General features: G+C 50.5%; 19 protein-coding genes. 10 read left to right on the top strand and 9 right to left on the bottom strand.

What is annotated here, in order from left to right; translation table 11 throughout:
• The first annotated feature begins 16 nt into the window (after positions 1-16).
• The 4 genes from ABEW73_RS24910 to ABEW73_RS24895 all read left to right on the top strand — a co-directional run bounded on the left by ABEW73_RS24910 (position 17) and on the right by ABEW73_RS24895 (position 5,500).
• Positions 17-784, top strand: coding sequence for a glycerophosphodiester phosphodiesterase family protein (locus ABEW73_RS24910; RefSeq protein ID WP_430173096.1), 768 nt, complete (start codon positions 17-19; stop codon positions 782-784).
• Positions 781-2,001, top strand: a complete 1,221-nt coding sequence (locus ABEW73_RS24905) for a sn-glycerol-1-phosphate dehydrogenase (protein WP_430173098.1) — start codon at positions 781-783, stop codon at positions 1,999-2,001. The genes ABEW73_RS24910 and ABEW73_RS24905 overlap by 4 nt, the downstream gene beginning before the upstream one ends.
• A 456-nt stretch (positions 2,002-2,457) precedes the next feature.
• Positions 2,458-4,425 carry a methyl-accepting chemotaxis protein gene (locus ABEW73_RS24900; RefSeq protein WP_430173100.1) on the top strand — a complete coding sequence of 656 codons (1,968 nt, stop codon included), beginning with the start codon at positions 2,458-2,460 and terminating at the stop codon, positions 4,423-4,425.
• 214 nt (positions 4,426-4,639) lie between these two features.
• Positions 4,640-5,500 (top strand): transporter substrate-binding domain-containing protein, encoded by an 861-nt coding sequence (locus ABEW73_RS24895; RefSeq protein ID WP_430173102.1) that lies wholly within the window; start codon positions 4,640-4,642, stop codon positions 5,498-5,500.
• Positions 5,501-5,716: 216 nt separating this feature from the next.
• On the opposite strand, the gene ABEW73_RS24890 is transcribed toward ABEW73_RS24895, so the two are convergent.
• Positions 5,717-7,180, bottom strand: a complete 1,464-nt coding sequence (locus ABEW73_RS24890; protein WP_430173103.1) for a carboxylesterase/lipase family protein — start codon at positions 7,178-7,180, stop codon at positions 5,717-5,719.
• Between the two features lie 366 nt (positions 7,181-7,546).
• On the opposite strand from ABEW73_RS24890, the gene ABEW73_RS24885 reads away from it, so the two are divergent.
• From ABEW73_RS24885 to ABEW73_RS24865, 5 genes are all read left to right on the top strand, one after another.
• Positions 7,547-8,545 carry a Gfo/Idh/MocA family protein gene (locus tag ABEW73_RS24885; protein WP_430173105.1) on the top strand — a complete coding sequence of 333 codons (999 nt, stop codon included), beginning with the start codon at positions 7,547-7,549 and terminating at the stop codon, positions 8,543-8,545.
• Positions 8,542-9,537, top strand: coding sequence for a Gfo/Idh/MocA family protein (locus tag ABEW73_RS24880; RefSeq protein WP_430173107.1), 996 nt, complete (start codon positions 8,542-8,544; stop codon positions 9,535-9,537). The genes ABEW73_RS24885 and ABEW73_RS24880 overlap by 4 nt, the downstream gene beginning before the upstream one ends.
• 622 nt (positions 9,538-10,159) lie before the next feature.
• Complete coding sequence (locus ABEW73_RS24875) at positions 10,160-10,972, top strand: MurR/RpiR family transcriptional regulator (protein ID WP_430173109.1); 813 nt, start codon at positions 10,160-10,162, stop codon at positions 10,970-10,972.
• A 234-nt stretch (positions 10,973-11,206) separates the two neighbouring features.
• The gene (locus ABEW73_RS24870) at positions 11,207-12,697 is read left to right on the top strand and encodes a PTS transporter subunit EIIC (protein WP_430173111.1); all 1,491 of its coding nucleotides are present in this window, start codon (positions 11,207-11,209) and stop codon (positions 12,695-12,697) included.
• Between the two features lie 29 nt (positions 12,698-12,726).
• Complete coding sequence (locus ABEW73_RS24865; protein ID WP_430173113.1) at positions 12,727-13,371, top strand: N-acetylmannosamine-6-phosphate 2-epimerase; 645 nt, start codon at positions 12,727-12,729, stop codon at positions 13,369-13,371.
• Between the two features lie 170 nt (positions 13,372-13,541).
• Here ABEW73_RS24865 and ABEW73_RS24860 read toward each other — a convergent pair whose 3' ends face one another.
• The 8 genes from ABEW73_RS24860 to ABEW73_RS24825 all read right to left on the bottom strand — a co-directional run bounded on the left by ABEW73_RS24860 (position 13,542) and on the right by ABEW73_RS24825 (position 22,042).
• A complete protein-coding gene (locus ABEW73_RS24860; protein WP_430173114.1) occupies positions 13,542-14,384 on the bottom strand; it encodes an undecaprenyl-diphosphate phosphatase in 843 nt (280 codons plus the stop codon).
• Positions 14,385-14,458: 74 nt separating this feature from the next.
• Entirely contained in the window at positions 14,459-15,070 is a 612-nt protein-coding gene (locus ABEW73_RS24855; RefSeq protein WP_430173116.1) for a DedA family protein, read from the bottom strand.
• A 42-nt stretch (positions 15,071-15,112) separates the two neighbouring features.
• A complete protein-coding gene (locus ABEW73_RS24850) occupies positions 15,113-17,062 on the bottom strand; it encodes an ABC transporter permease (RefSeq protein WP_430173118.1) in 1,950 nt (649 codons plus the stop codon).
• Positions 17,037-17,807: an ABC transporter ATP-binding protein gene (locus ABEW73_RS24845; protein ID WP_430173120.1), complete on the bottom strand. Its 771-nt coding sequence runs from the start codon at positions 17,805-17,807 to the stop codon at positions 17,037-17,039. The genes ABEW73_RS24850 and ABEW73_RS24845 overlap by 26 nt, the downstream gene beginning before the upstream one ends.
• Positions 17,808-17,991: 184 nt before the next feature.
• Positions 17,992-18,999 carry a HAMP domain-containing histidine kinase gene (locus ABEW73_RS24840; RefSeq protein ID WP_430173122.1) on the bottom strand — a complete coding sequence of 336 codons (1,008 nt, stop codon included), beginning with the start codon at positions 18,997-18,999 and terminating at the stop codon, positions 17,992-17,994.
• The gene (locus ABEW73_RS24835; RefSeq protein WP_430173124.1) at positions 18,996-19,697 is read right to left on the bottom strand and encodes a response regulator transcription factor; all 702 of its coding nucleotides are present in this window, start codon (positions 19,695-19,697) and stop codon (positions 18,996-18,998) included. The genes ABEW73_RS24840 and ABEW73_RS24835 overlap by 4 nt, the downstream gene beginning before the upstream one ends.
• A 159-nt stretch (positions 19,698-19,856) precedes the next feature.
• Positions 19,857-21,359: a sensor histidine kinase gene (locus ABEW73_RS24830; protein ID WP_430173126.1), complete on the bottom strand. Its 1,503-nt coding sequence runs from the start codon at positions 21,357-21,359 to the stop codon at positions 19,857-19,859.
• Positions 21,356-22,042: a response regulator transcription factor gene (locus ABEW73_RS24825; RefSeq protein ID WP_430173127.1), complete on the bottom strand. Its 687-nt coding sequence runs from the start codon at positions 22,040-22,042 to the stop codon at positions 21,356-21,358. The genes ABEW73_RS24830 and ABEW73_RS24825 overlap by 4 nt, the downstream gene beginning before the upstream one ends.
• Before the next feature lie 238 nt (positions 22,043-22,280).
• Between ABEW73_RS24825 and ABEW73_RS24820 the strand changes: the two genes are divergently transcribed.
• Complete coding sequence (locus ABEW73_RS24820; RefSeq protein ID WP_430173129.1) at positions 22,281-23,045, top strand: pirin family protein; 765 nt, start codon at positions 22,281-22,283, stop codon at positions 23,043-23,045.
• Positions 23,046-23,260 lie beyond the last annotated feature (215 nt).

Here is a 23,260-nt window from a genome sequence, read left to right as displayed (position 1 = left end):
AGGAGTGGCAGGACATATGATCGAACGACTACGGGAACCATCCTGTACGATGGTGGCTGCACACCGCGGGTATAAATCAGCTTATCCGGAAAATACGCTGCTTGCCTTTCGCAAGGCGCTGGAGTTAGGCGTAGATATGCTAGAGTTTGATCTCCGGCTGACGCGTGACAAGGAAGTGGTGATTATCCATGATGCAACGGTTCAGCGTACGACTAGCGGTGCTGGCGAGGTAAGTGATTTTACGCTTGCGGAATTGAAATCTTTGGATGCGGGCGGCTGGTTCGCTCGGGAGTTTGAAGGATTGAAGATCCCGACGCTTGCGGAGCTATGCGAGCTTCTCCGGGAATATCCGGAAGTTCTGTGCAACGTGGAAATTAAGCCAAGCCCTGATGCCAAAGAAACCGCAGACCTGGCGGTTGATATGCTGAACCAATACGGGTACCTGCCGCGCTGTGTATTCACCTGTTTCGATGCAGAAGTTCTGACGCATATTCATGATACGCATGGTCTGAAAACACAGGGCTTCCCGGGTGAGAAAATGTCCCGATTTGACTTCGAGGAGGATGGAACCTACTCCAAGATGTGGGCAATCGGCGTAGAGATGTCACTGCTTACGCCGGAGCTCGTTACCCGGTTCCAGGAACAGGGGCTGCTGGTCTGGAGCTATTGCCCGGACGATGAGGAGGGTGTCCGCTATTCGCTGGAATGCGGGGTTACCGGCATGACCTGCAATAACCCCCTTCCGGCGCTGGGTATGATCGGAAAGAAGGGCACGCGGATATGACCTCCATTTTATCGAATATCCGAGGTTTGGCGGCGCATTTACCTGCTAGGCAGCTTTCGAATCTGGACGAAGTGGAGTCGATTCAGATCCAGTCGGGAGCTCTACGCGAGGTCGCGGGTTATCTTGAGACGAAACAGTGGACCTCGGTGGTGATGGTCGTAGACGGCAATACTTATGAAATAGCGGGCCAGCCGCTTGCGAACCTGCTCACGAAATCCTCGATTCAGGTCCAAGTCACCAAGCTTCTTCCTGACCGGAAGGGAGATGTTATCGCCGATGAGGTTTCCCTGATTCAGGTCATACTGAATATCCAGCAAAGCAGGGCGAAGGCGGTGCTTGCGGTAGGCGGGGGAACGATTCACGATATTAGCCGGTACGCCGCTTATACCGCGGGTATCCCATTCATCTCGGTACCCACGGCCGCTTCGGTGGATGGATTTAATTCCAAGGGAGCGCCCATCATTATACGGGGTGAGAAGAAGACGATTCCGGCTATTGGACCGAGCGCGATTTTTGCGGATGTCGATATTCTCATGTCGGCTCCCCCGCAGCTTACCGCCGCCGGGTTCGGGGATATGCTGGGCAAGTATACGTCCCTGTTCGACTGGAAATTCAGCAGCCTGGTGGCGGATGAACCCTATTTGCAGATCTCGGCGGATATTACGCGATCCGCGCTCAACCAGTGCGTGAACGGGGTCGAGCAGATTGGGAAGCGAACCGAAGAGGGGGTACGCATCTTAATGGGTGCGCTCGTCGAATCCGGCTTAGCCATGCTGCTGTTCGGTCAATCCCATCCGGCTTCGGGCTCGGAGCATCATCTGTCCCACTATTGGGAGATGGAGTTTATCCGGCTAGGTGAGAAGCAGCTGCTGCATGGTGCCAAGGTGGGGGCCGCTTGCGTGGAAATCTCGAAGCTGTATCACCGTCTCGGGGAACAGGGGCTAGAGGCGAACAGAGGCGCCTCCGGAGGTGCGAATGACATTGCACTTCGGATCACGCAGCATTGGAACGAAATTCGGTCGCATATAATGCAAATCCCGGAACCTGCAGAGCTGGCCGATTTGATGCGCTCGGTTGGCGGACCGGCCGGAGTATCGGAGCTTCCGATCAAGAGCGAATTGCTGAAGCGAAGCCTGGGTGAAGCTCATAAGGTTCGAAACAGCCGGTACACGCTGCTCCATGCCTATAATGAACAGGGATCCCTATTCGTAAACTAAGGGTCCATATGCAATGAAATAAGGCTGTCCCTATTAAGCAGATCATTCTGCTTAATAGGGACAGCCTTATTTGCTCTTATCCAGCCGTGCTTCTATGTCTTCTGTTCCATATAAACTCAAGAAATTCCTGCAACATGTTGTAAGGGACTAGAGATATATGAATAAGATGATATATTTTTGAGTCTTTTGAACTAGATAAACTCCTAAATATTTCGCTCTCCCAGGTTAATGTCGAATTGTGTAAAATGTCTTGTTAACCTCTCAAAAAACGAACATACCCTACCGATAACTAATAAAGTGGAGTCTTATTACACCATTTTATACCATAATTTTTCGACATAATTTGTTCGTTTTTGTTTGTAGAGAGAAAGTCCTTACAGAAAAAAGAGCACTTGCAAAAATTTTGGATGAATGATCGGATAGGACCCAAGAACTATTTTGGGGAGGGTTTACAGCATGCTTAAGAGTCTCAAGCAAAAAATGATTACAATGATTTGTTTGCTCTTGCTCGTCAGTCTTGGATCCGTCTTTGCCGTAACTTACAACCGGTCATCTGACTTGCTGCAGGAGAGCTTAGACAAGGAGGCACAGCTTAACGCGGAGAAGCTGGCGCTTCAGATCGACCAATTTCTGGACGTGGAAATTGCGAAGGTTGAAAGCGTGGGCAAATTCGTTACAGGGAATAAAGAGCAAGATTTGCAATTGATACAAGCGGCGCAGGAAGTGAACCCGGAATTTGAAACTTTTTTCTTCTCGTACGATTTGACAGGGAAGAATGTCATTAACTTTCTGGGCGAAGTGACCGACGTATCCGATCGCGTTCACTATCAGGAGGCCGGGAAGGGCGAAGGCAAGCTGGTTGTATCGGAGCCCGTGCTTTCCAAGCGTACGGGCAACAACATCGTAACGATGATCATTCCGCTGATGAAGGGCGGGAAACAGTACGGCTACATGGGCTCTACCCTTCCGATCAACGAGGTGCAGAAAAAGGTATCCTCCCAAACCTTCGGAGATACCGGATACGCTTTTCTTCTAAGCAAAGCGGGGACGTTCATGTGGCATCCATCCGAGGACTTCGTCCTTCAAAAGAAGGTAGAAGATGTGGAAAGCACGGAATTATCGCAAGCTTTTGACAAGGTGCGTCAAGGAGAGATGGGACAATTCGAATATGATCTGGATCATGTCGAATACACGGCAGCCTTCGCTCCATCCAATTTGAATTGGGGAATATTCGTAACGGCACCGACCAAGGAGCTGAATGCTCCGATCACGGAGATGTCGGTCACGTTAGTCATTATATCCGTAGTTGCGCTATTCGTTTCTGCCGGTGCTGCGGTCTGGTTTACGGCACAGATTGTCCGGCCGATCCGCAGACTTAATACGGCTGTTAAAGAAGTTGCAGCAGGCGATTTAACCAAAACGATCCAGGTTGAGGGTAAGGATGAGGTTGCGGTCCTATCCAACGATTTTAACCAGACGGTTTCACATCTGAAGCATCTGGTCGTCGGGGTGAACGATTCTTCCCGCCAAGTTATGTCGGTCACGGAAATTGTCTCGAGCGGGGTAGAGACGGCTATGGACAGCGTGGATCGTATCGGCTCCTCCATTCGTCAAATTGCAAGCGGTGCGAATGCTCACGCCTCAAGCTCCAACGAAATCGCAGTATCCATGAGTGACATGGCCAGCGGGATCGTCAAAATTGCCGAAACGTCCTCCATGGTGTCCGAAGCTGCACAGGAAGCGGCAAGTCAAGCAGAGACCGGATCGGTTGTCGTTGAACAAGCCGTGAAGCAGATCGGCAACATCGGGGTGGGTACAACCAAGGTCGGAACGGCGATTGAGCGTTTGAATGAGCGTTCTTCCGAAATCGAGCAGATTCTGAGCTTCATCACGGAAGTGACCTCCCGGATTCGCTTGCTGTCCTTGAATGCTTCCATCGAAGCAGCCAGAGCTGGCGAGCATGGACGCGGATTTGCAGTCGTAGCTGAAGAAGTCAAGAAACTGGCTGGACAGTCCGAGGTATCGACCGATCAGATCGCGAAGCTGATCACAGAAATACGCGAGGACACGATTAATGCCGTACAGGTCATGGACGTCAGCCGGAAGGATGTACAGAATGGAATTGCGTTGATTGAAGAGGTGCGCGAGAAATTCGATAACATTCTGAGTGCGACACGCAACGTGGCTGATCACATTCTGGAGGTATCGGCGGCTTCCGAGGAAATGTCGGCGGGATCCGAACAGGTCAGCGCTTCGGTGGAAGAGCTGAAATCCATCGCGGATCTGACTTCAAGCGACGCACAAAATGTGTCTACCGCTGTGGAAGATCAAATCTCAACCATCAAGGAAATTTCCAACTCCGTTAGACAGCTGGAAACGGTGGCCCAGGAGCTTAGCAAAGAGCTTGCCAAATTCAGTCTGTAGCATTCCCTACATCTTATGGACCGCACATATGGGTACTTGAGAGGGGGGATGCCTGGAAGGAATGAGGATCGAGCAGTACGTGAAGGCAAGGAAGTAAGAGGTAGTAAGCAGCAAGGGAAAGGCTAAGGTCTTTCAGAGTGGGAAGGCAGACAATGCCACCGCCAATCAAGGCATTAGGATGTACAACTAGAAGAAAACTGGAGGAAACGAAGACATGGCTAAGAATTGGAAAAAGGTATTACTAGCAGGGGTAGTCAGCTTATCATTGGTAGCAACGGGTTTTGCTGCAAACGAAGTGCTCACATCGCCGGAGGTATCCGCTAAATCGGCTTCGACCAATGCACCCGGGCAACTAAAGAAACAAGCAGCTTCCCAGCTTGACGAAATTATCGAAAGAGGCTACATCCGGGTTGGGATGACAGGGGATTACAAACCGTTTACATATTTGAATCCTGTTACAAAAGAGTATGAAGGTTATGACGTTGACGCCATGGAAGAGCTTGGTAAAGATCTAGGCGTGGAAGTTCGCTACGTCAACACCACTTGGTCCAACATGATGAAGGATCTGCAGGCTGATAAATTCGACATCGCAGTGGGCGGCGTTACCCGCAACACGGCAAGACAAAAAACGGCTTATGTATCCCAAGGTTACATTTCCTTCGGTAAAGCACCATTGATCCGTGCCAAAGACAAGAACAAATACCTGACGATTGAAGACATTAACAAACCTTCGGTTCGCATTGGCGTGAATCCGGGCGGAACAAACGAAGTGTTCGTACGCGAGCATCTGACGAAAGCTAATGTGACTGTCGTTCCCAATAACCTGGATATCCCGCATTTGGTAGCGGACGGTACGTATGACGTGATGATTACCGATACGATCGAAGCGATTACGTATGCAAAAGCAGACTCCAGACTGTACGCTGCATTGACGGATAAGCCTTTCACGAACAGCGAAAAAGGCTACATGATTCCTCGCGGTGATTTTGAATATGCAAGCTATCTGGAAATGTGGATTGATGAAATGAAGCTGCAAGGCAAGTTTGCAGGCATTCATAAAAAATGGTTGGAGTAGGTTGAATCGGGCTATGAAATGATAGCCGATCCTCGCCAGCAGATCAGGACGAAGACCCTGATCTGCTGGCTTTTTTTTTGTTTATGGATTTGCCGCTCATAACAAATAGCTGTATTCCGGCATGATATCCATGATGTCATGTCTGGAAATACAGCTTTTTTGCTTCCATAAGAGTTCCCTCCTGCGAGAGGGGAACTTGCTTATGGCTTGACCATTTTATAATTGCAGCATTTCGCGCTTCTCCGCATCCGGGTCCTCGATGATCCTGCTGTCGTTGTTAAATATCATCGTTGAACGTGATACTGGATCATAAGCAGGCCACGGCAGCGCCTCCGTATCCGGTGAGCCATTGCGCGCAAATGCAATCCAAGCATCCTGTATCCGGTCGGACAGGGCTTGCGTGGCGGCATCGACTTGAACACCGATGTTCTGAAACAGCGCCAGCGTGTTGAATACAAACGGTATTTCCAGGGCGTGCATCGCTTTGCCGAGAACCGGATGATTCGGCAGCGTCCAATCGAATCGGTACATCCATACCGGCGCGTGCTTGCTCTGAGCGGAAGCGAATTGCAGGGCCGAGCGCCAGAAATACAGGTCGGTCATAATCTGGGCATGTCCGTCGATGCTGTACGGGTATTCCTTGGTGATGGGTGCTGCATCCTGGATGCCGGTCATCATTTCAACGGTGCGGACAAGATCGTCCTCCTTCACAAGCGGCATGTCCGGCCGGAAGAACAAGGCGCCTTCATCGAGATTCGTTCCGATCAGGATCGGCACGTCCTTTGCCCAGCCCGATTGGACAGCCTGCAGCGGATCATGAGGCAGCGTGTGGGGTTCCAGCACTGGTTGGAAGATCATGCTGACCCCGGGACCGATCCGTTTCTTCAGCCGTTCCCCGGCTTCGAATATTTGCTCACCTGTGAGGGATTCAAGCTGATGGGCCTTATCCGGCGTGATGTCCAGCTCTTTAAGCAAACCAGCCGTTATCATCTGTGCCTGCTCCGGAGCCATCACCTGGGCAGCACCGCTTTCCATGATGGCTCGCTGAAACAACCCTTTGGCTGCCGGCATTGCAAGTAAAGCTGCAATGCTCATGCTGCCGGCCGACTCTCCGAATACCGTAACCCGTTTGGGGTCGCCGCCGAAGGCCGAGATATGATCCCGTACCCATTGCAGGGCGGCAATCTGGTCCAATAAACCGGTATTAGAGGCAAAGGATTCGCCGTATGGGGAGAGATGGAGAAAGCCTAGCGGACCCAGACGGTAATTGATGGTGACCACAATCACGTCGCCTCGGAGTACGAAAGATGAACCGTTATAGCTTGGCAAACTGCCGGAGCCCGTGATGAAAGTGCCCCCGTGAATCCATACCATGACGGGCAGCGGCTCCGCTGGCGTGTTCAGGGGTGCCCACACATTGAGGTAGAGACAATCCTCGGACACCGTTTTGGTCACTCCTCCGCCCAGCATGCTTGACGTGGATTCTAGTGGCTGAAGGCACATGGGGCTGAAAGCGGTGGTATCTTTTATCCCGTCCCATGAATCGGGGGGAACAGGAGCACGGAAACGAAGTGGGCCTACTGGGGGTTTCGCATAAGGGATTCCCTTCCATACACGTACTCCGTTTTCCGAACTGCCTTGAATGCGCCCGTCTTTCGTTTGAACGACAAGTTCTGACATGTTCTCTCTACACCCTTTCTCTCTGTGGATATTTCTTGGAATGTCGAAATTCTTCGAATCTGCAGTGCGCTTCTATGTACAGCGTAGCCCTGCTCCCTGTGCGCATGCTCCAAGGCTTGGATGGCTGCCGACCCTATTCGAATGTTATTTCTAAATGGCTGAGGCGCCATATAGAAGATTTATACTACTCTATATATACACTTTACCAAGTTAGCGGCATAAGTTCAAAAAAGCACGAATCATGCGAAAAAGAGGCAGGAATGTTATGTTATATGAAGAATGTAACAGGGTGGGTAGTATTCGCGGATAACGGATACGGTATCACTTTTTGGTCCAAGTCATTATAGGTATACTGGAGGGATAAGCATGAACATTGCGATTTTGGGCTGCGGAACGATGGGGACAGCCTATGCGCACAATTTGGCGAAAATGCCGGGAGTAACGGTGACGGGTGTGGTCGATATTAACGCCGGGCGGGCTGAGCGGGCTGCAGCTTTGACCAGGGCGAAGGCATACACGGATGTAGAGTCGCTGTTTGAACAAAAAGATTTGGAAACGGTTGCGGTGTGTCTGCCCACCTATCTCCATAAACCGTTTGTATTGAAACTAGCTGAAAAAGGGCTGAACGTCATCTGCGAAAAACCGGCTGCATTGAGCCTGGAGGATGCACAAGAGATGAAGGCGGCCTGCGAGAAGCACGGAGTCCGGTTGTTTATCGGCCATGTCGTCCGTTTCTTCCCGAACTATCACAATGCGTACCGGCAGGCTCACTCTGGAAATATCGGAACGCCGAAGATGGCTCACTTTAAGCGGTACGGTTCCTATCCGCAGGGTATGGATGGATGGTATAACGACCCAAGCAAGAGCGGCGGTGTTATCATGGATCTCATGATTCACGATATCGATTTTGCCTGCTGGCTGTTCGGGGAAGTGGAGTCGGTATATGCTTCCATCGTTAAGCGGGATGAGCCTGAGATGGAGTATGCTCAGCTTACGCTTCATTTTAAAAATAGCGCAATCGCCAGTCTAACCGGCTATTGGGGGTATCCCGGACCGTTTACGACGCAGTTCGAGATTTCGGGAGATCAAGGAATTATAAGATTTGATAGCAATCAGGTGCAGTCTCTGGACATTAGATTGGTCAATGCGGAGGCAGGGGAGGGAGCAGCCGTGCAGGTTCCTTCAAGCCCAAGTCTGTATGACCCTTATTATAACGAGGTGCAGCATTTTATCGAGTGCATTCGAAACGGCAGCGAGCCGCTCGTAAGTATTAAGGATGCTTGCTATGCCGTTGAAATCGCTCAGGCAGCGGAGCAATCGGCTCAGACTGGACAGCCCGTGATGATCGGAGGGACGGTTTCATGAAGAAAGTTAAAGTAGGCTTTATCAGCTTTGCCCATATGCATGCAGCGAGCTATCTCCTAGGCATGCTGAAGCGGGATGATGTCGAAGTGGTCGGAGTTGCCGATGAAAACGCGGAGCGTGTGCGTCCATACTCTGTCGACCGAGGTATACCGTATTATGCGGACTATAATGAATTGCTGGCACAGGAGCTGGATGCTGTCGTCATCTGTTCGGAAAATGCGCGTCATGCGGAATTTACCAAACTTGCCGCTGCGGCGGGCAAGCATGTGCTGTGCGAGAAGCCGTTAGGTTTGTCCGAGTCCGAGATGCTGGAGATGATTCAAGTGTGCAAGGATCATGGCGTGCAGCTTATGACGGCTTTTCCTTGCCGTTATATTACGTCCGTTCGTCAGGCGAAGGAAGCGATTGACGCAGGGCAGATCGGCGAAATTTTGGCCATGAAGGGAACCAACCGGGGAAGCATGCCTGGTGGCTGGTTTATCGAACGGGAGAAATCGGGCGGCGGAGCTGTATTGGATCATACCGTCCATGTGATGGACCTGATGCACTGGTTTACCGGCAGCAAGGCAGAGGCAGTATACGCCCATGCGGAAACGCTCTTCCATGACACGGAGATTGACGATGCCGGCATGGTCCACGTCAAGTTCGCAAACGGCGTCGTGGCCGTGTTGGACCCAAGCTGGTCCCGCAACCGCACCTTCCCGACATGGGGGGACGTAACGCTTGAGATCATCGGCACCAAGGGTGTGCTGAATATTGATTCTTTTGCCCAGAAGAACGATGTATACAGCGATGTGACCGGGAAAGCGTCGTGGAGCTTCTGGGGCGATGATATGGACGAAGGCCTCATCAACAGCTTTGTCGAGAGCATCCGCGACGGTAAGCCGGTCGAAATTACCGGGGAAGACGGCTACCTCTCCGCCCGGGTCGCCATTGCAGCGTACGAATCCGCAAGCACCAAGCGCACCGTTCAGCTGAAGCCGCTGGGGTAATGGTTTTTGCGGCTTTAGGCGTATAGCAGGATGCAGGTTCGGCTCGGCCATGTAAGGCGGGAGTGCAAGGGGGTTCATGGGGGCGACTTAGGTTATCTGGTTACTAGGGGCAAATTCTTTGTGGAATAACCTGACCGGCTTGTGCTCCCCTGCGCTCGTCGCGGAGATGGGAACGTCGCTAAAGATGAATGCAGTAAGGGGCACGGTTTTATCTTCTTCATGGCAGGGAGTCGTTCCTGTGATCGATAACGAAATAGTATCATTGCATAAGCCTCTTCGATCTTTGTAATCGAAGGGGCTTTTTGATGTTGGCAAAAAAGATCAAAAATGCTCTTCTCCCATTTGGTATCCTATAATTGATGTGAACGGCTATATTGGAGATAGCACACGGGGTGAGATTGAATACGCCAGCTGTCGTGGTAAAAAGGTGCGGTATTATTCAAAGGACCAACTGTAGTAAGCTGCTCCTCAAAGTCCCCGCATTCCCGATATTCACTGACCAACTAGGATTCAGGATGGGCACGAGCATACACGAGCATTCACGAGCATTCAGGCCCATAGCAACCATATTGAATCCGTATGCTTTTTTTGTTATAATTCCCAAATGGCGGTGGTGGATTCAATGGATATTTATATGGTTATTCAGCAGTTATATCCGAGTTTCTCGAAGAAAGAACAGTTGGTAGCGAATTATATTCTTCAAGAAGGTCAATCGATTAATAACATGAATATATCTGTGCTCGCGAACCATGTTGGTGTCTCGAATGGAACAATCACACATTTCTGCAAGAAAATTGGTTGCAATAATTTTGCAGAATTAAAGGTTCAGTTGGGCAGGCTGCGTACTGCGACGGCTCCTTCGGTGGATGACGATATTCTCATTCAAGTATCTAACTTCTATCAGACGGTCATTGAGCGTTCGAATCAATTGCTGGACATTACATATTTACATCGGCTTGCTGAAGCGATTAAGGGCGCAGCACGGATTTTCATATACGGGATCGGAAGCTCGGGACTTTCAGCGAAAGAAATGATGCTTCGTTTGCTGCGAATGGGCTTCAATGTGCAGAGTATTACGGATTCGCATTTAATGCTGATCAATAGTTCGATAGTGAATGAGAATGACTTCGTTATTGCGATTTCCAGTTCAGGGGAAACGTCTGTCATTGTCGACGCAACCAGAATTGCAAAGAATAATCGGTGCAAAGTCATCTGTCTGACCAGCTTCTCCGAGAGTACGCTGGCGCAGCAAGTGGACTCTTTTATTCTGGTCCCCAATACATTGTTTGTTGATAAAGAAAGGTTTGTAAATAGTCAATTTTCCGTCATGTATGCGATCGATATTTTATGTATGATCTTACTCGCGGATCCGGATTTGAATAGTCGGATGCAAATTACAGTGAATACGATTCTTGAACATAATCGAATGGATTAACAATAAAGCTTTCATCGTACCTGTGAACCTCAGAAGTTGACGTGTTTTTCGTCTACTGGAGGGACACAGGTTTTTTTATTGTGAGTTGTTCATATACTAAGGCTTGTCATGGATTAATTTCCAAGTAATAATGAAATTATTTTAATAAAAATATATTTACTAAAATAATTTCATGATGTAGAATTGACATATCGCGATGGAAGTACAATGATTGATCTAATAGGAGGAACATCCATGTTTAAACAGCTGCAAAAGCTTGGTAAGTCATTTATGTTACCGATTGCAATCCTACCTGCTGCGGGTTTGCTGCTTGGGATTGGCGGATCCTTATCGAATGCGAATACGATTGCGGCATATCCGATTCTGAATACGCCGTTTTTACAAGCTATTTTTCAAATTATGTCAGCAGCCGGCAACGTTGTGTTTGCCAACTTAGCGCTAATCATGTGTATTGGCCTTGCCGTGGGATTAGCGAAAAAAGATAAAGGTACTGCCGCACTGGCAGCAGCCGTATCGTTCCTGGTTATGAATGCATCGATTGGTGCAATGATCACGGTATTCAATCCAAGCGTTGAATCCATTGACACCGGGGTTGTAGGGGCTATTGTCATTGGTATCCTGGTTACTTATTTGAACAATCGATACCGGGGGATTCAATTACCTTCCTTTCTAGGATTTTTTGGGGGCTCGCGGTTTATTCCGATCGTCTCATCGTTTAGTGCTATTTTTGTTGGCGGGATCTTCTTCTTAATCTGGCCTACGTTTCAAGGATGGCTGGTAGCGGCAGGGACTGCTATTGCCGGAATGGGATATTTCGGAACCTATTTATACGGATTCTTGCTTCGCCTTACAGGTGCTGTCGGTCTGCACCATATGATTTATCCGATGTTCTGGTTCACAGAGCTGGGCGGTGTCGCCACGGTTGCAGGTCAGCAAGTGGTGGGTGCGCAGAAAATCTTTTTTGCCGAACTGGCTGATCCGAATCATGTTGGAATGTTCTCCGAAGGAACCCGTTTTTTTGCAGGGCGTTTTGCTACGATGATGTTTGGTCTTCCTGCGGCATGTCTTGCGATGTATCATTGCGTTCCGAAGAACCGCCGCAAACTTGTGTTTGGTTTGTTCTTTAGTGCAGCGCTGACATCGTTTCTGACAGGGATTACGGAGCCGATTGAGTTTATGTTCTTATTCGTTGCTCCTTGGTTATATGTGGTTCATGCGGCTCTGGACGGTCTATCCTTTATGATCGCGGATATGTTATCCGTTCGAATCGGGAATACCTTCTCTGGCGGGGCCATCGACTTCTTGCTCTTCGGGGTTCTGCAGGGGAATGCCAGGACTAATTGGATCTATGTCATCATTATGGGGGTCATCTGGGCGATCATCTATTACCTTGTGTTCCGCTTCTTAATTACGAAATTCAATGTGGCGACACCTGGACGTGAAAGTGAAGGGGAGAGCGTATCGGTCGAATCCAAGGACAGTATTGGAGAGACCGCGATGAAAGTGCTGAGTGCGCTTGGCGGCAAGGAGAACCTGGAAGATGTTGATGCATGTATTACAAGACTTCGTGTTGCCGTCAAAGATGTATCGAAAGTAGATAAGGATACAATCAAAGAACTGGGTGCTACCGCGGTATTGGAAGTAAAAGGTGGGGTTCAGGCTGTATTTGGCGCCAAAGCCGACTTAATTAAACAAAAGATAAATGAGGCTATTGGAGAAGAATAAAACAGGATAGGGCATGGAGGGAACATATTGTGAATCGAGGATTAATTGTATCATGTCAGGCTTTGCCAGGCGAACCGTTGCATAGTTCATTTATTATGGGACGTATGGCCATTGCGGCTGCCGAAGCCGATGCGGTGGGGATCCGTGCGAATAGCGTTGAAGACATCGAAGAGATTAAGAAGCAAGTGGAGTTGCCCATTATTGGCATTATCAAAAAAGAATATCCGGGTATGCAATCGTTCATTACAGCGACCATGACCGAAGTGGATGCGCTTGTTGGTACGGGGGTTGAAATTATTGCTGTGCAAGCGACGATGGATCAGGATGAGGCATTCCTGAAATCGATCTTTACAAAATACCCTTCGCAGAAGTTCATGGCGGATATCTCCACCACGGAAGAGGGGTTGCGAGCAGATCGATTGGGTTTCCACTACATTGGAACGACACTTATTGGTTATACCCCGCAGTCTCAGCATGTGGAGAAGTTCACCGTGCTGGAAGAATTGATTAAGCAGTGTAAGAAACCAGTCATTGCAGAAGGCAACTTCAACACACCGGAACAGGCTGCAAAAGCGATCAAAATGGGGGCTCATTGTGTGGTTGTAGGCAGCGCCATAACAAGGCCGCAAATCATCGCGAAATGGTTCTCGAATGAGGTAAACGAAGCTCTATAACAAAAGAGAGATAGAGGAACATTTGTTTAATGTAGTCTGTTAATACCATATCCATCCGCGCACTTTTAATAAAACGGGGCTGTCCCAAAAGTCATTAAAGATGACTTTGGGACAGCCCCTTTACATGCGCAAGGGCATCTAGGATTGTAAACGGTACTTATAGAACGGTTTTACAGATAAAGCACCAACGCAATAACAGCGGCAAGCACGATCCGATAGATCGCAAACGGCACCAGCTTGATCCGGTTAATCAGCTTCAGGAAGAAGCGGATGGAGACCAAGGCGAAGACGAAGGCGGCCACGAAACCGGCGATGAAGAACGGAAGAGCCTCCACCGTGAAGTATTCCCAGTTCTTCAGCAGCGACAGTAAGCTGGCTCCGAACATGATCGGCACGGCCATAATGAAGGTAAAGTCAGCCGCCGCGCGATGACTCATGCCGAGCATGACGCCTCCGGAGATGGTGGAGCCGGAGCGGGAGAAGCCCGGCCAGAGCGACAGACACTGAATCAGGCCGACGCTGAATGCCTGTCTGTACGTAATTTGGTCGACGGTGACCACGTTCGGCTCTCTTTTCGAGCTGACTTTATCGGCAAAGATCATGAAGATGGCCCCGATCACGAGTCCGATCAGCACCGTTTCGGTAGAAAATAAATGCTCGTCAATGAAGTCTTCGAACAAGACGCCCAGAACACCGGCCGGAATCAAACCGACGATAACCTGGCTGAGCTTTAGTCTGCCCGTAACCGCCGGTACGCCGGCTTCAGGCTTTTTGCGCTTGAGTCCCAAGAGATCCAGAAAGCGGTCCTTAAACACCACGATGACGGCGAGAATGGAGCCGAGCTGAATCACGACCTTGAACGTGTTGGCTACGTATTTCGTCAGAAACTCCTCGGATTTCAGCCACATATCATCAACGATGATCATATGACCGGTAGAGGATACAGGAGCGAACTCGGTCAGTCCCTCGACGATACCCAGAATAATTGCTTTGAGGATGGTTAAAAAATCCATGACCTATAGTCTCTCCCTTACAAAAAATGTGAAATGTAATGATATGAATGATAAGTGGCATGAAATGCGTAACTTTAAGCTGACTTTCTCCGCTTGCGGAAGAAAAAGAACAGAAACGCAATCACGGCCACAGCTATTACAGCATAAGCGATATTGGAATAGACGTCCATGAAGGCCACGATATTTTCCCATGAATCACCGACAGCGGCTCCCACGCATACCAGAATAACGTTCCAGATCAGGGTACCGATGGTCGTGAAGAGGAGGAACATGCCGAACTTCATGTTGGACATCCCCGCCGGGATGGAGATCAGGCTCCGGATCAGCGGAATCATGCGGCAGAACAGCACGGTCCAGTAGCCGTATTTATCAAACCACGCATCCGCCTTGCGGATGTCTTCTTTTTTGACGCGGAGGATATGACCCCAGCGATCCACGATTTTTTCAAGCCGCTCGACATCGAGCAGTCGGCCAATCCCGTACAGAATGACGGCACCGACCACAGACCCGACGGTAGCTGCAATAATGACACCGGGCACCGTCAGTTTCGTGTAGGTGGTCATGAATCCGCCGAAGGTAAGAATGACCTCGGAGGGGATCGGAGGAAACACGTTTTCCAGGGCAATCATCAGCAGGATGCCGATATAGCCGAACTGCTCCATTATATCCGTAATCCAGTTTTCCAAGAGTTACACCTCTTTCAAAGATAAGGATGCTGCTGTCATCCTTTATATAAGGGTCTGCTTCAGCTTGCGCAGATATTGACTGCGGATGAAGAAGAAATACAGGACCTGCATCATCAGGAAGCTGATCAGTACGATGCCCATTTCAGCCGCAATGGATAAGTAGAAGTAGCTCTGCAGCGCGATAAAGGCAAAGATGCTGTGTACAATTGCAAGGCTGATCGGTACAAAAAACAGCAGCGCCAGCTGTCCGGTGACGATCCGCCGGAACTCCTTATCGGTCATTCCAAGCCGGGATATCGTGGCATAATGCCTGCGGTCATAATCCAGATCGGCATAGAGGCGGAAGTACAGGAAGCTTCCTGCCGCGATAAAAAACACCGTGCCCACAAGCAGTGCCGCGAAGAGCAGCATATTGTACAGGCTGTCCCGAAGGGCAAAGAGCGTGCCGCTGACCGCCAGCGCATAAGGCTGGCCCATCTCATAACGCACCGCCCCGCGCGGGGCCAGATGGGGGACGATGCCCTCGGTCTCTGTGAAATCATCCACATAGAAGCCGGTGTACCGCTCTAACCGGACCGGATTTGTGATGGCGGCGAAGTCTTCGTCACTGACCACAAGCCCGCCGAAACGAGAATCGTTGTCCATTTCCGGCAGCAAATATTCCGGTACGCCGACATGATCGGAATAACCGATTTCATGCAGGAGGATTTCGGAATCATTAATCCGGTATGAAGCGTGCTCCCGATCGCGGATATAAGCCCTGTCATTTTGCGAAGCAATCAGGACAAGCGCATCCTCACCGCTCAGCGGCTGCTCATCAAAGGGTAACCCCGCCATCAGCACCGCCGTCTTATAGTCGGAGAAGGAGATCAGTGCCAACGGATTTTGCAACTGCCCGACCTGTGCGGAAGTTGGCTCAACTTCCGTATATTTCACGCGAAACGATAGCGTTTCAAACGGTATTTTTTTCGATTCAAGCTCCTGTCGGATTTCATGTAAATGCTGCTTCTCTAAGGTGTCTCCCGTTTTGGCGAGATAACCGATGGCAGCAGGGAAATCCTCGTTGAATTGCTTCGTGAGCACGGGGATGGAGGCAAATACGCCTACCGAGCAAAAGGAAACAGCCAGCACGATCGTTACCATCGAGAACATCTGTGCATGATCCCTAAGCCGGTAATGCAGGCTGGATAGCGAGACCAGCCTGGTCCTTCTCCAGGCTAACCGGCGGCTCTGCTTCAACCTCCGCACGAGAGCAACCCCTAGCTGCGTATACAACAGATAGGTGCCGATCATCGTCATTAAGGTAACCGGGAACATGCGCAGCGCGAGGGTTGACGCGCTTGTCGTGGCGGCCAAGCTGTAGCTGACCACCAGCAGCACGGCTGCCAATATCGATAACCAGGGCGTTGTCCTGGGCGCGGTTTTAGGCCGCTGTCCGGATTGAAACAGATCGATCAACGCTTTAGGACGCAGCAGCCTAGAGGTGCACAGCGAGATAATGATAAACAGCAGCACATAACTTGCAACCGTCAGTCCAAGCGCACGCAGGGGCAATCGAAACGGCAGGGGCGGGATTCCCAGAAAGGCCGAGCCTGCCATCAGAAACAGCTTGCCTGTAATGATGCCGAATAGGATGCCTGTAGCAATGGCGCTTACGCCGATGATCATATTTTCGAGAAAAACCATCTTGTTAAACTGGCGATCCGTCATGCCATGCATGAACAGAATGCCGAACTCGCGCTTGCGCGTCTTTAGAAAAGCCCCCACGGAATACAGCACGAAGAAAAATGAGAATACATACATGATCAGTTCGGCTCCGAGCATCGCCTGGATAACAACCGGATAGAACATCTCGTCTGCTATCGCAGGATGGAACAGGAACAGCGCGCATACAAAGAAAATCATGACGGAGAATGCACTGCTTAAGAAATAGGCAGCATAGGTCCGCTTATTCCTCAGGACATTCCTAAAAGCGAATTGTCGAAAGGTCATGACTGCCTCCTCCCAGTAAAGCCAGCATGTCGATGATTTTCTGGAAAAAGGCTTGGCGGTTGTCACCGCAGTACATTTCATTATAAAGTTGTCCGTCTTTGATGAACAAGACGCGGTCACAGTAGCTGGCTGCCACCGGATCATGAGTGACCATGAGAATCGTTACGGAAGCCTCTTTACTCGAAGCGGAAAGCGTCTGCATCACCTCTTTGGAGGCTTTGGAGTCCAGGTTGCCGGTGGGCTCGTCAGCGAGGATCAGGGAGGGCTCCTGAATGAGCGCCCTGGCAATAGCGGTGCGCTGCATCTGTCCGCCGGAAATCTCATAGGTATGCTTGTGCAGAATGGACCCGATGCCGAGTCGATCTGCGATCCGGCTTAGCCGGATGCCCATTTCGTCAAGCGGCATGCCCTCCAGCGTCAACGGGAGAACGATATTTTCCTGGACGGTCAGCGTATCCAGCAGATTGAAGTGCTGGAAGACGAAGCCCAACTCCCGGCGCCGGAACAGAGCGGTGTCACTTCTGCTGAGAAGATGAGGATTGCGCCCGCCTATGATCACTTCTCCGGCTGTGGGCTGATCAATGGTTGCGATCAGATTGAGGAGCGTGGTTTTTCCGCTGCCAGAAGGACCCATAATGCCGACGAATTCCCCTTTGGCGACGTTGAAGTGAATATTGTTCAGCGCTTGGAACGCCACTTTGCCCTCATAGATTTTGGATAGATGCTTGACGCTCAGGATGGGCATATCTTCACTCCTCTATAACGATGATATCATTGTAAAAGATTCGTTCGCATTCATGCCATATTCGTAACTTACAGTTACCTTACAACCTTGTAAGGTTTCTTTAACTGCCGTAAGTTAGTTCAGGGACTGCCACTGTTATCGTTTCCGAATAGGCAAAAAGCGCTGCCCTGCCTAGCCGTTGAACTTAATTCGCAATGTGCCCTGAGTAATCCGAAAAAATGATCCGGACCGTCGTTCCTTCATCTACTTTGGATTGGATTTCGAAGGCATGTCCAAGCTTATCGCATATTTGTTTGACAAGAAACAGCCCCATGCCTGTCGATTCCTGGAACCTGCGCCCGTTCTCTCCGGTGAAATAGGGGTCGAACACTCGCGGCAGGTCGCTTTGGGGAATGCCGATGCCTTCGTCCCGGATTTCAAGCACAACTTGATTCTCCCGGGTGTAGCCGTTAAAAAAGAGGGTCCCTTGTTCCTTTAGCGTATATCGAACCGCGTTGGTCAGCAACTGCGTCAGCACAAAAGAGAGCCATTTCTCGTCTGTGGCCACCATTAATCCGGAATCGATCCGGATGGACGGGTACATTCTCCGCCGGATAAACAGACGCTTTTGCTCGGAGGTGACATTTCGGACGATTCGCTGAAGCGGCAGGTTCTCCACGTGAAAATCATGCTCGAACGTATCAAGCCTGGCGGTGTACAGCACCAGATCAAGCCCTTTTTTGAGTCGATCCAGCTCGTCGCCGATCGCGGCAAAACGGGGATCATCGTCATCCTGAAGGATCAGGTGAATGACCGAAATCGGCGTTTTCATCTGGTGGGCCCATTGGTTGATGAACTGAAGATGGCCTTCAATCTTATGCTTATAGTTATGCAGATCCGTGGTGTAATGCCGGAACTGGGTTTTCAGCAGTTGATGAAGCGCTTCGGCGAGCGGCGTATGGGAGGATTCTTCCGAGGATTCGCCGGTGAGGGATTCTCCCGGGAGCGGCTGCTCTAATCGTTTATAGAACGAACGGTTGGCAATAAATCGAAAGGACAGGTAGCCGAGAAGCAGCAGCAAGCTGATGATGCCTGCGTACAGACTGACCATCAAATTGCGATAGCCATCCAGTCTGTAAATGAGTGTTATCACGAGAAGCTGGGCTATGTAGACAATCATTAAGGGACGCTGTTCTTGCAGAAATAGCCTCATGCTTGGTCCCCCCAGTTCGGTACCAGTCGATAGCCGCGACCGCGCACGGTTTGAAGACCCTCCTCGATCCCGAGGGCAGCCAGTTTCTTGCGGACGCGGGTGATGTATACGTTCAGCGTATTATCGTCCACAAAGGCCTGATCATCCCATATTTTCTCCAGAAGCCGGTCCCTGCTGATGATCTGCTCGGGCTTCTTCATTAACTCGTCCAATATTTTGGCTTCAGTATGGCTGAGCTCCGTCTGGTTCTGCCCAAGCGACAGGGAGAGACGTTCAACGTCCAGCGTGAGTCCGGCGACGCTGAGCACGCGCTCATTCTGAGCGACAGCATAAGAGCCGTAGGCACGCCGGAGCTGGCTCTTGATTTTGGCCATGGCAATCTCGTAGTCAAAGGGTTTGGTTATATAATCATCGGCACCGTTCTCCAGCGCCATCACCTGATCCATTTTCCCGTCGCGAGCGGAGATGAAGATGATCGGGCAGGTGGAGAGACTTCGGAACTGGCGGCACCAGTAATAGCCGTCGTATTTTGGCAGATTGATATCCAGAAGCACAAGGTGGGGGTCATACGATTCAAATTGATCGCGTACCGTCTCGAAATCATGAACGGACTGCGTCATGTAACCGAATTTATGAAGATACTCTTTCAGCAGGTTGACTAGCCCGGTATCGTCTTCGACAATAAAGATTTTGAACATATCGATCATAGCCCCTTCATTTGACATTCTAGTACCGACTGTATTGTACCAAATTGTCAGGATATAAGGAAAAAATACGTTAGTAAAGACAGTGGGTCAAACGGACGGCGGATGTTTTCGTCATTGACGGTGGTCCTGCCGGGGCTTGTGAAGGAGATTTCAGGCTAAGGAATGAATGATACCCGACCACTCGGCACGAAAAACCGTTCCTTGGTTGACCGTACTGTCCACACTCATCTGACCGCCATGCGCGGCAATGATGGATTGGGTAATGGATAATCCAAGACCCGCACCGCCATGCTGTCTGGTCCGGGATTCATCGATGCGGTAGAACCGCTCGAACAGATGGGGCAGATGCTCCTTCGGAATCCCGGCTCCATTATCACCAACCAGCAGTACGGCATGGTCCTTGGTTTGATGAACCGTTACAGTAATCCGCCCTGTGGCAGAGTCAGTATGCTGTACCGCATTATGAAACAGGTTATAGACGACCTGTTTGATCTTATCGGGGTCACACCGGCATAGTACCGGTATCGCTTGAATCGTTACACTCCTGCCTTGGGCAAGCATCCTCAGATGGGGTTCCATTTCAAGCAGCAGCTGATCCAGCAGGGTTTCCTGTAGATGGAGCTCCGGCTTGCGGTCAAGCTTGGCTAACAGAAGCAAATCCTCGACCAATTTCTTCATGCGCTTGGATTCCCCGTGCATGCTGGATAGTGCAGCATGCAGCTGCTCCGGGTTGTCGGCAGCGCCGCGGCCAAGCACCTCCAGAAAGCCGTGAATGGAAGTGAGCGGCGTTCGCAGCTCATGGGAAGCATCGGCAATAAACCTCCGCATCTGCTCTTTGGCTTCGCGTTCCGTTTCAAACGCATCTTCGAGCCTTTCCAGCATGCCGTTAAACGATTCGGCCAAACGGTCAATCTCTCGTTGACCCTGCACGGCAGGAAAACGCTCCGCCAAGTTTCCAGCGTCTGTGCGCTCTACCGTTTCGACCATTCGGTTCAGCGGGTGGAGCGTCCGGCGCAGCAAAGGCAGGTACAGTGCAACGCCTGCAGCCATGGCCAGTAAAGCCAGTACGGCAAAAATCAGCAGCTGCCGCAGCAGAACAGCATGCAGCGGCTGCGTATCCAATCCAAGCTGCAGCACACCCGAGGGGCTGCTTGGATTGCCGTAAAGGCGAAAGACAATGATCTGCTCGGTGCCTTCGGCATTGTCGATCACTTCATACGAAATAGGCTGACGCTCCTGGAATTTCTCCAGAATGGCTGAATAAGCTTCTGCTGTCAGCTTTGGCGCGGACAGACCATGGTCAGCGGCCAGGTCGGTGTAGCTTCCGTCGGTTTCGATCTTGGCAAGCGACATATTCGGCAGAAAGAACATAGGTCTGTCTCCCTGACGCGGGTTTTCCGGAAGGGCTTCGTTATTTCGCCCTGCAGGCCGGTTACGCGGCTCCCGATCAGGCTCCCATAACTCCACAGGGATCGAGCGAGCCTGAAGGGAAAGCGCCTCGGCTTGATTGCGGAACAGGGCATTTTTCATTAACACATATTGCAATGCGCCGATCAGCACGAGCAGAAGCGCCAAGACGATGAGGGATCGTGACAGGAGCTGCGTACGTAGAGACGTAGGCTCGGATGAACGCGTACGGTTTCGCAAACTCATGGCAAATCGACCCGATAGCCGGCTCCGCGAAGCGTGCGAATGACCCGGTGTTCTTTATCACCGAGCTTCTCGCGCAGGGATCGGATATAAACCTCAACGATGTTATCCTCTCCGCCAAAATCATAATCCCACACAATATTCAAAATGTTCGTTTTACTCAAAACGCTGCCATGTTTGGTCACAAGCAGTTTAAGCAGCTTATATTCCGTGGGCGACAGCTCAAGGGCCTCCCCCAGGTATGCGATTTCCTTCTTCCGGTCATCGATGGTGAACGGGCCAAGCCGGATTTCACCCAGCAGGCTCGGGAACTGATTGCGCAGCCTTGCTTGCATTCGGGCAAGCAGCTCTTCGAAACTGAAGGGCTTGGCCATGTAATCATCCGCTCCGATCATGAGGCCCTTTACACGGTCATCAATCTCGTCCTTCGCGGTAAGCATAATGATCGCGACATCCAGCCCCTCCTCCTTCATCCGTCTGCATACGGAAAGTCCGTCCATTCCCGGCATCATCACATCCAGTACGATGATATGCGGCTCGAAGCGGCTTGCTTCCATTATCGCACGTTCCCCATCGGGGACCGTCCGCACCTCAAACCCTTCATTTTGGAGACCAAGCTCCAGAAACTGCAGGATATGCGGCTCGTCGTCCACTAGCAAAACGCGAATACGATGCATTGATTCCATAGCACAAAACTCCCCTTATCTCATTCCTTCAACTTCATCATACGTGCTCTAGCTGAATGAAGACTGAACGTGAACTGAAAATAAACTGAAAAGTGATTCGCAAATATGCATCCGCAAGAAGGGAATTTAAGGATGTTGATATATATTCTGTTATCGTTGATACTATCTTAAAGCCGAGATAATCAATGCAGCACCTGTTCAAGGTCCATCATGGATGGGTGAAAGGAGGAGACTGGACATGATAGGAAATGTATATCCACCCGAGAATCAGAGCGCGGGCTCTCTCGATGGAGGAAGGATAACGGAGCAGAAACCGATCGGTTTCTCCGGAGAAGGGTCTGCCGTGACCCGGGTGGGGCCGCTTTTCTATTGGTCCTGGTTCCGTTCGCCCGTCGAAGGTTATATCGCGCCTCATCCCCATCAGGGTTTTGAAATCGTGACTTATATGATTCAAGGAAACGGCGTTCATAAGGATTCGCATGGCACGCACAGTGAGTTGGGGCCTGGAGGCTTGCAATTGATGAGGGCCGGTTCCGGGCTAACACACGAGGAACGTCTGACTGGACCGGATGCAGAAGGATTTCAGATTTGGTTCGAGCCGTATCTTCGCGATTCATTGAAACAGAACCCTGCCTGTCGTCAGTATCGACCGGATTCCTTCCCGGTAACCCGCATACAGGGTGGACTGGTTAAAACGATGATTGGCGGTTCTGCACCGACCGATTTATCCGTAGATGTGAGGATGCTGGATATTCAGATTCTGGCTGGTAACGAAGCTCAGTATGAACTGAAGTCCGGCAGGAGAGCGGCTGTGCTTGCCGTAAGGGGGGCTGGCAGCTTTTGTGCCGAAGAGGAAAGCCTTCTATTTCGTCAGCGGGACTTTATGGTAATGGATACAAAGCTGGGAGAGACGTTAAGCCTTAAGGCGCAAGACAATGTCAGGGTCATCCTCATTGACGTACCGGAAAACCCTGGGTATCCGCTCTATTCCAAGAGGCCATAAGGTCAAAAGTTTACAAAAATGTAGTGGAACGAAATTTAGGAGGTACGATAAACTAAAGTCTGTCAGATGGGGATACCCGTCTGGACAGGCTTTTTTAGCTGTAGGAAGGATCGGAATATATACTCCCATGCAACAATAGTAAGAAAAAATAGGTATATATGGTAAGTAGAAAGACCCAACAGAGAATTCCGGCGTTCGTTACACCGGGCTGGTTG

Origin of the sequence: Paenibacillus lautus, assembly GCF_050482385.1 — a bacterium.
Taxonomy (GTDB): domain Bacteria; phylum Bacillota; class Bacilli; order Paenibacillales; family Paenibacillaceae; genus Paenibacillus_AQ; species Paenibacillus_AQ lautus_B.
Note: the sequence above shows the minus strand (reverse complement) of the source record. Positions and strands in the feature narration are given on the sequence as shown.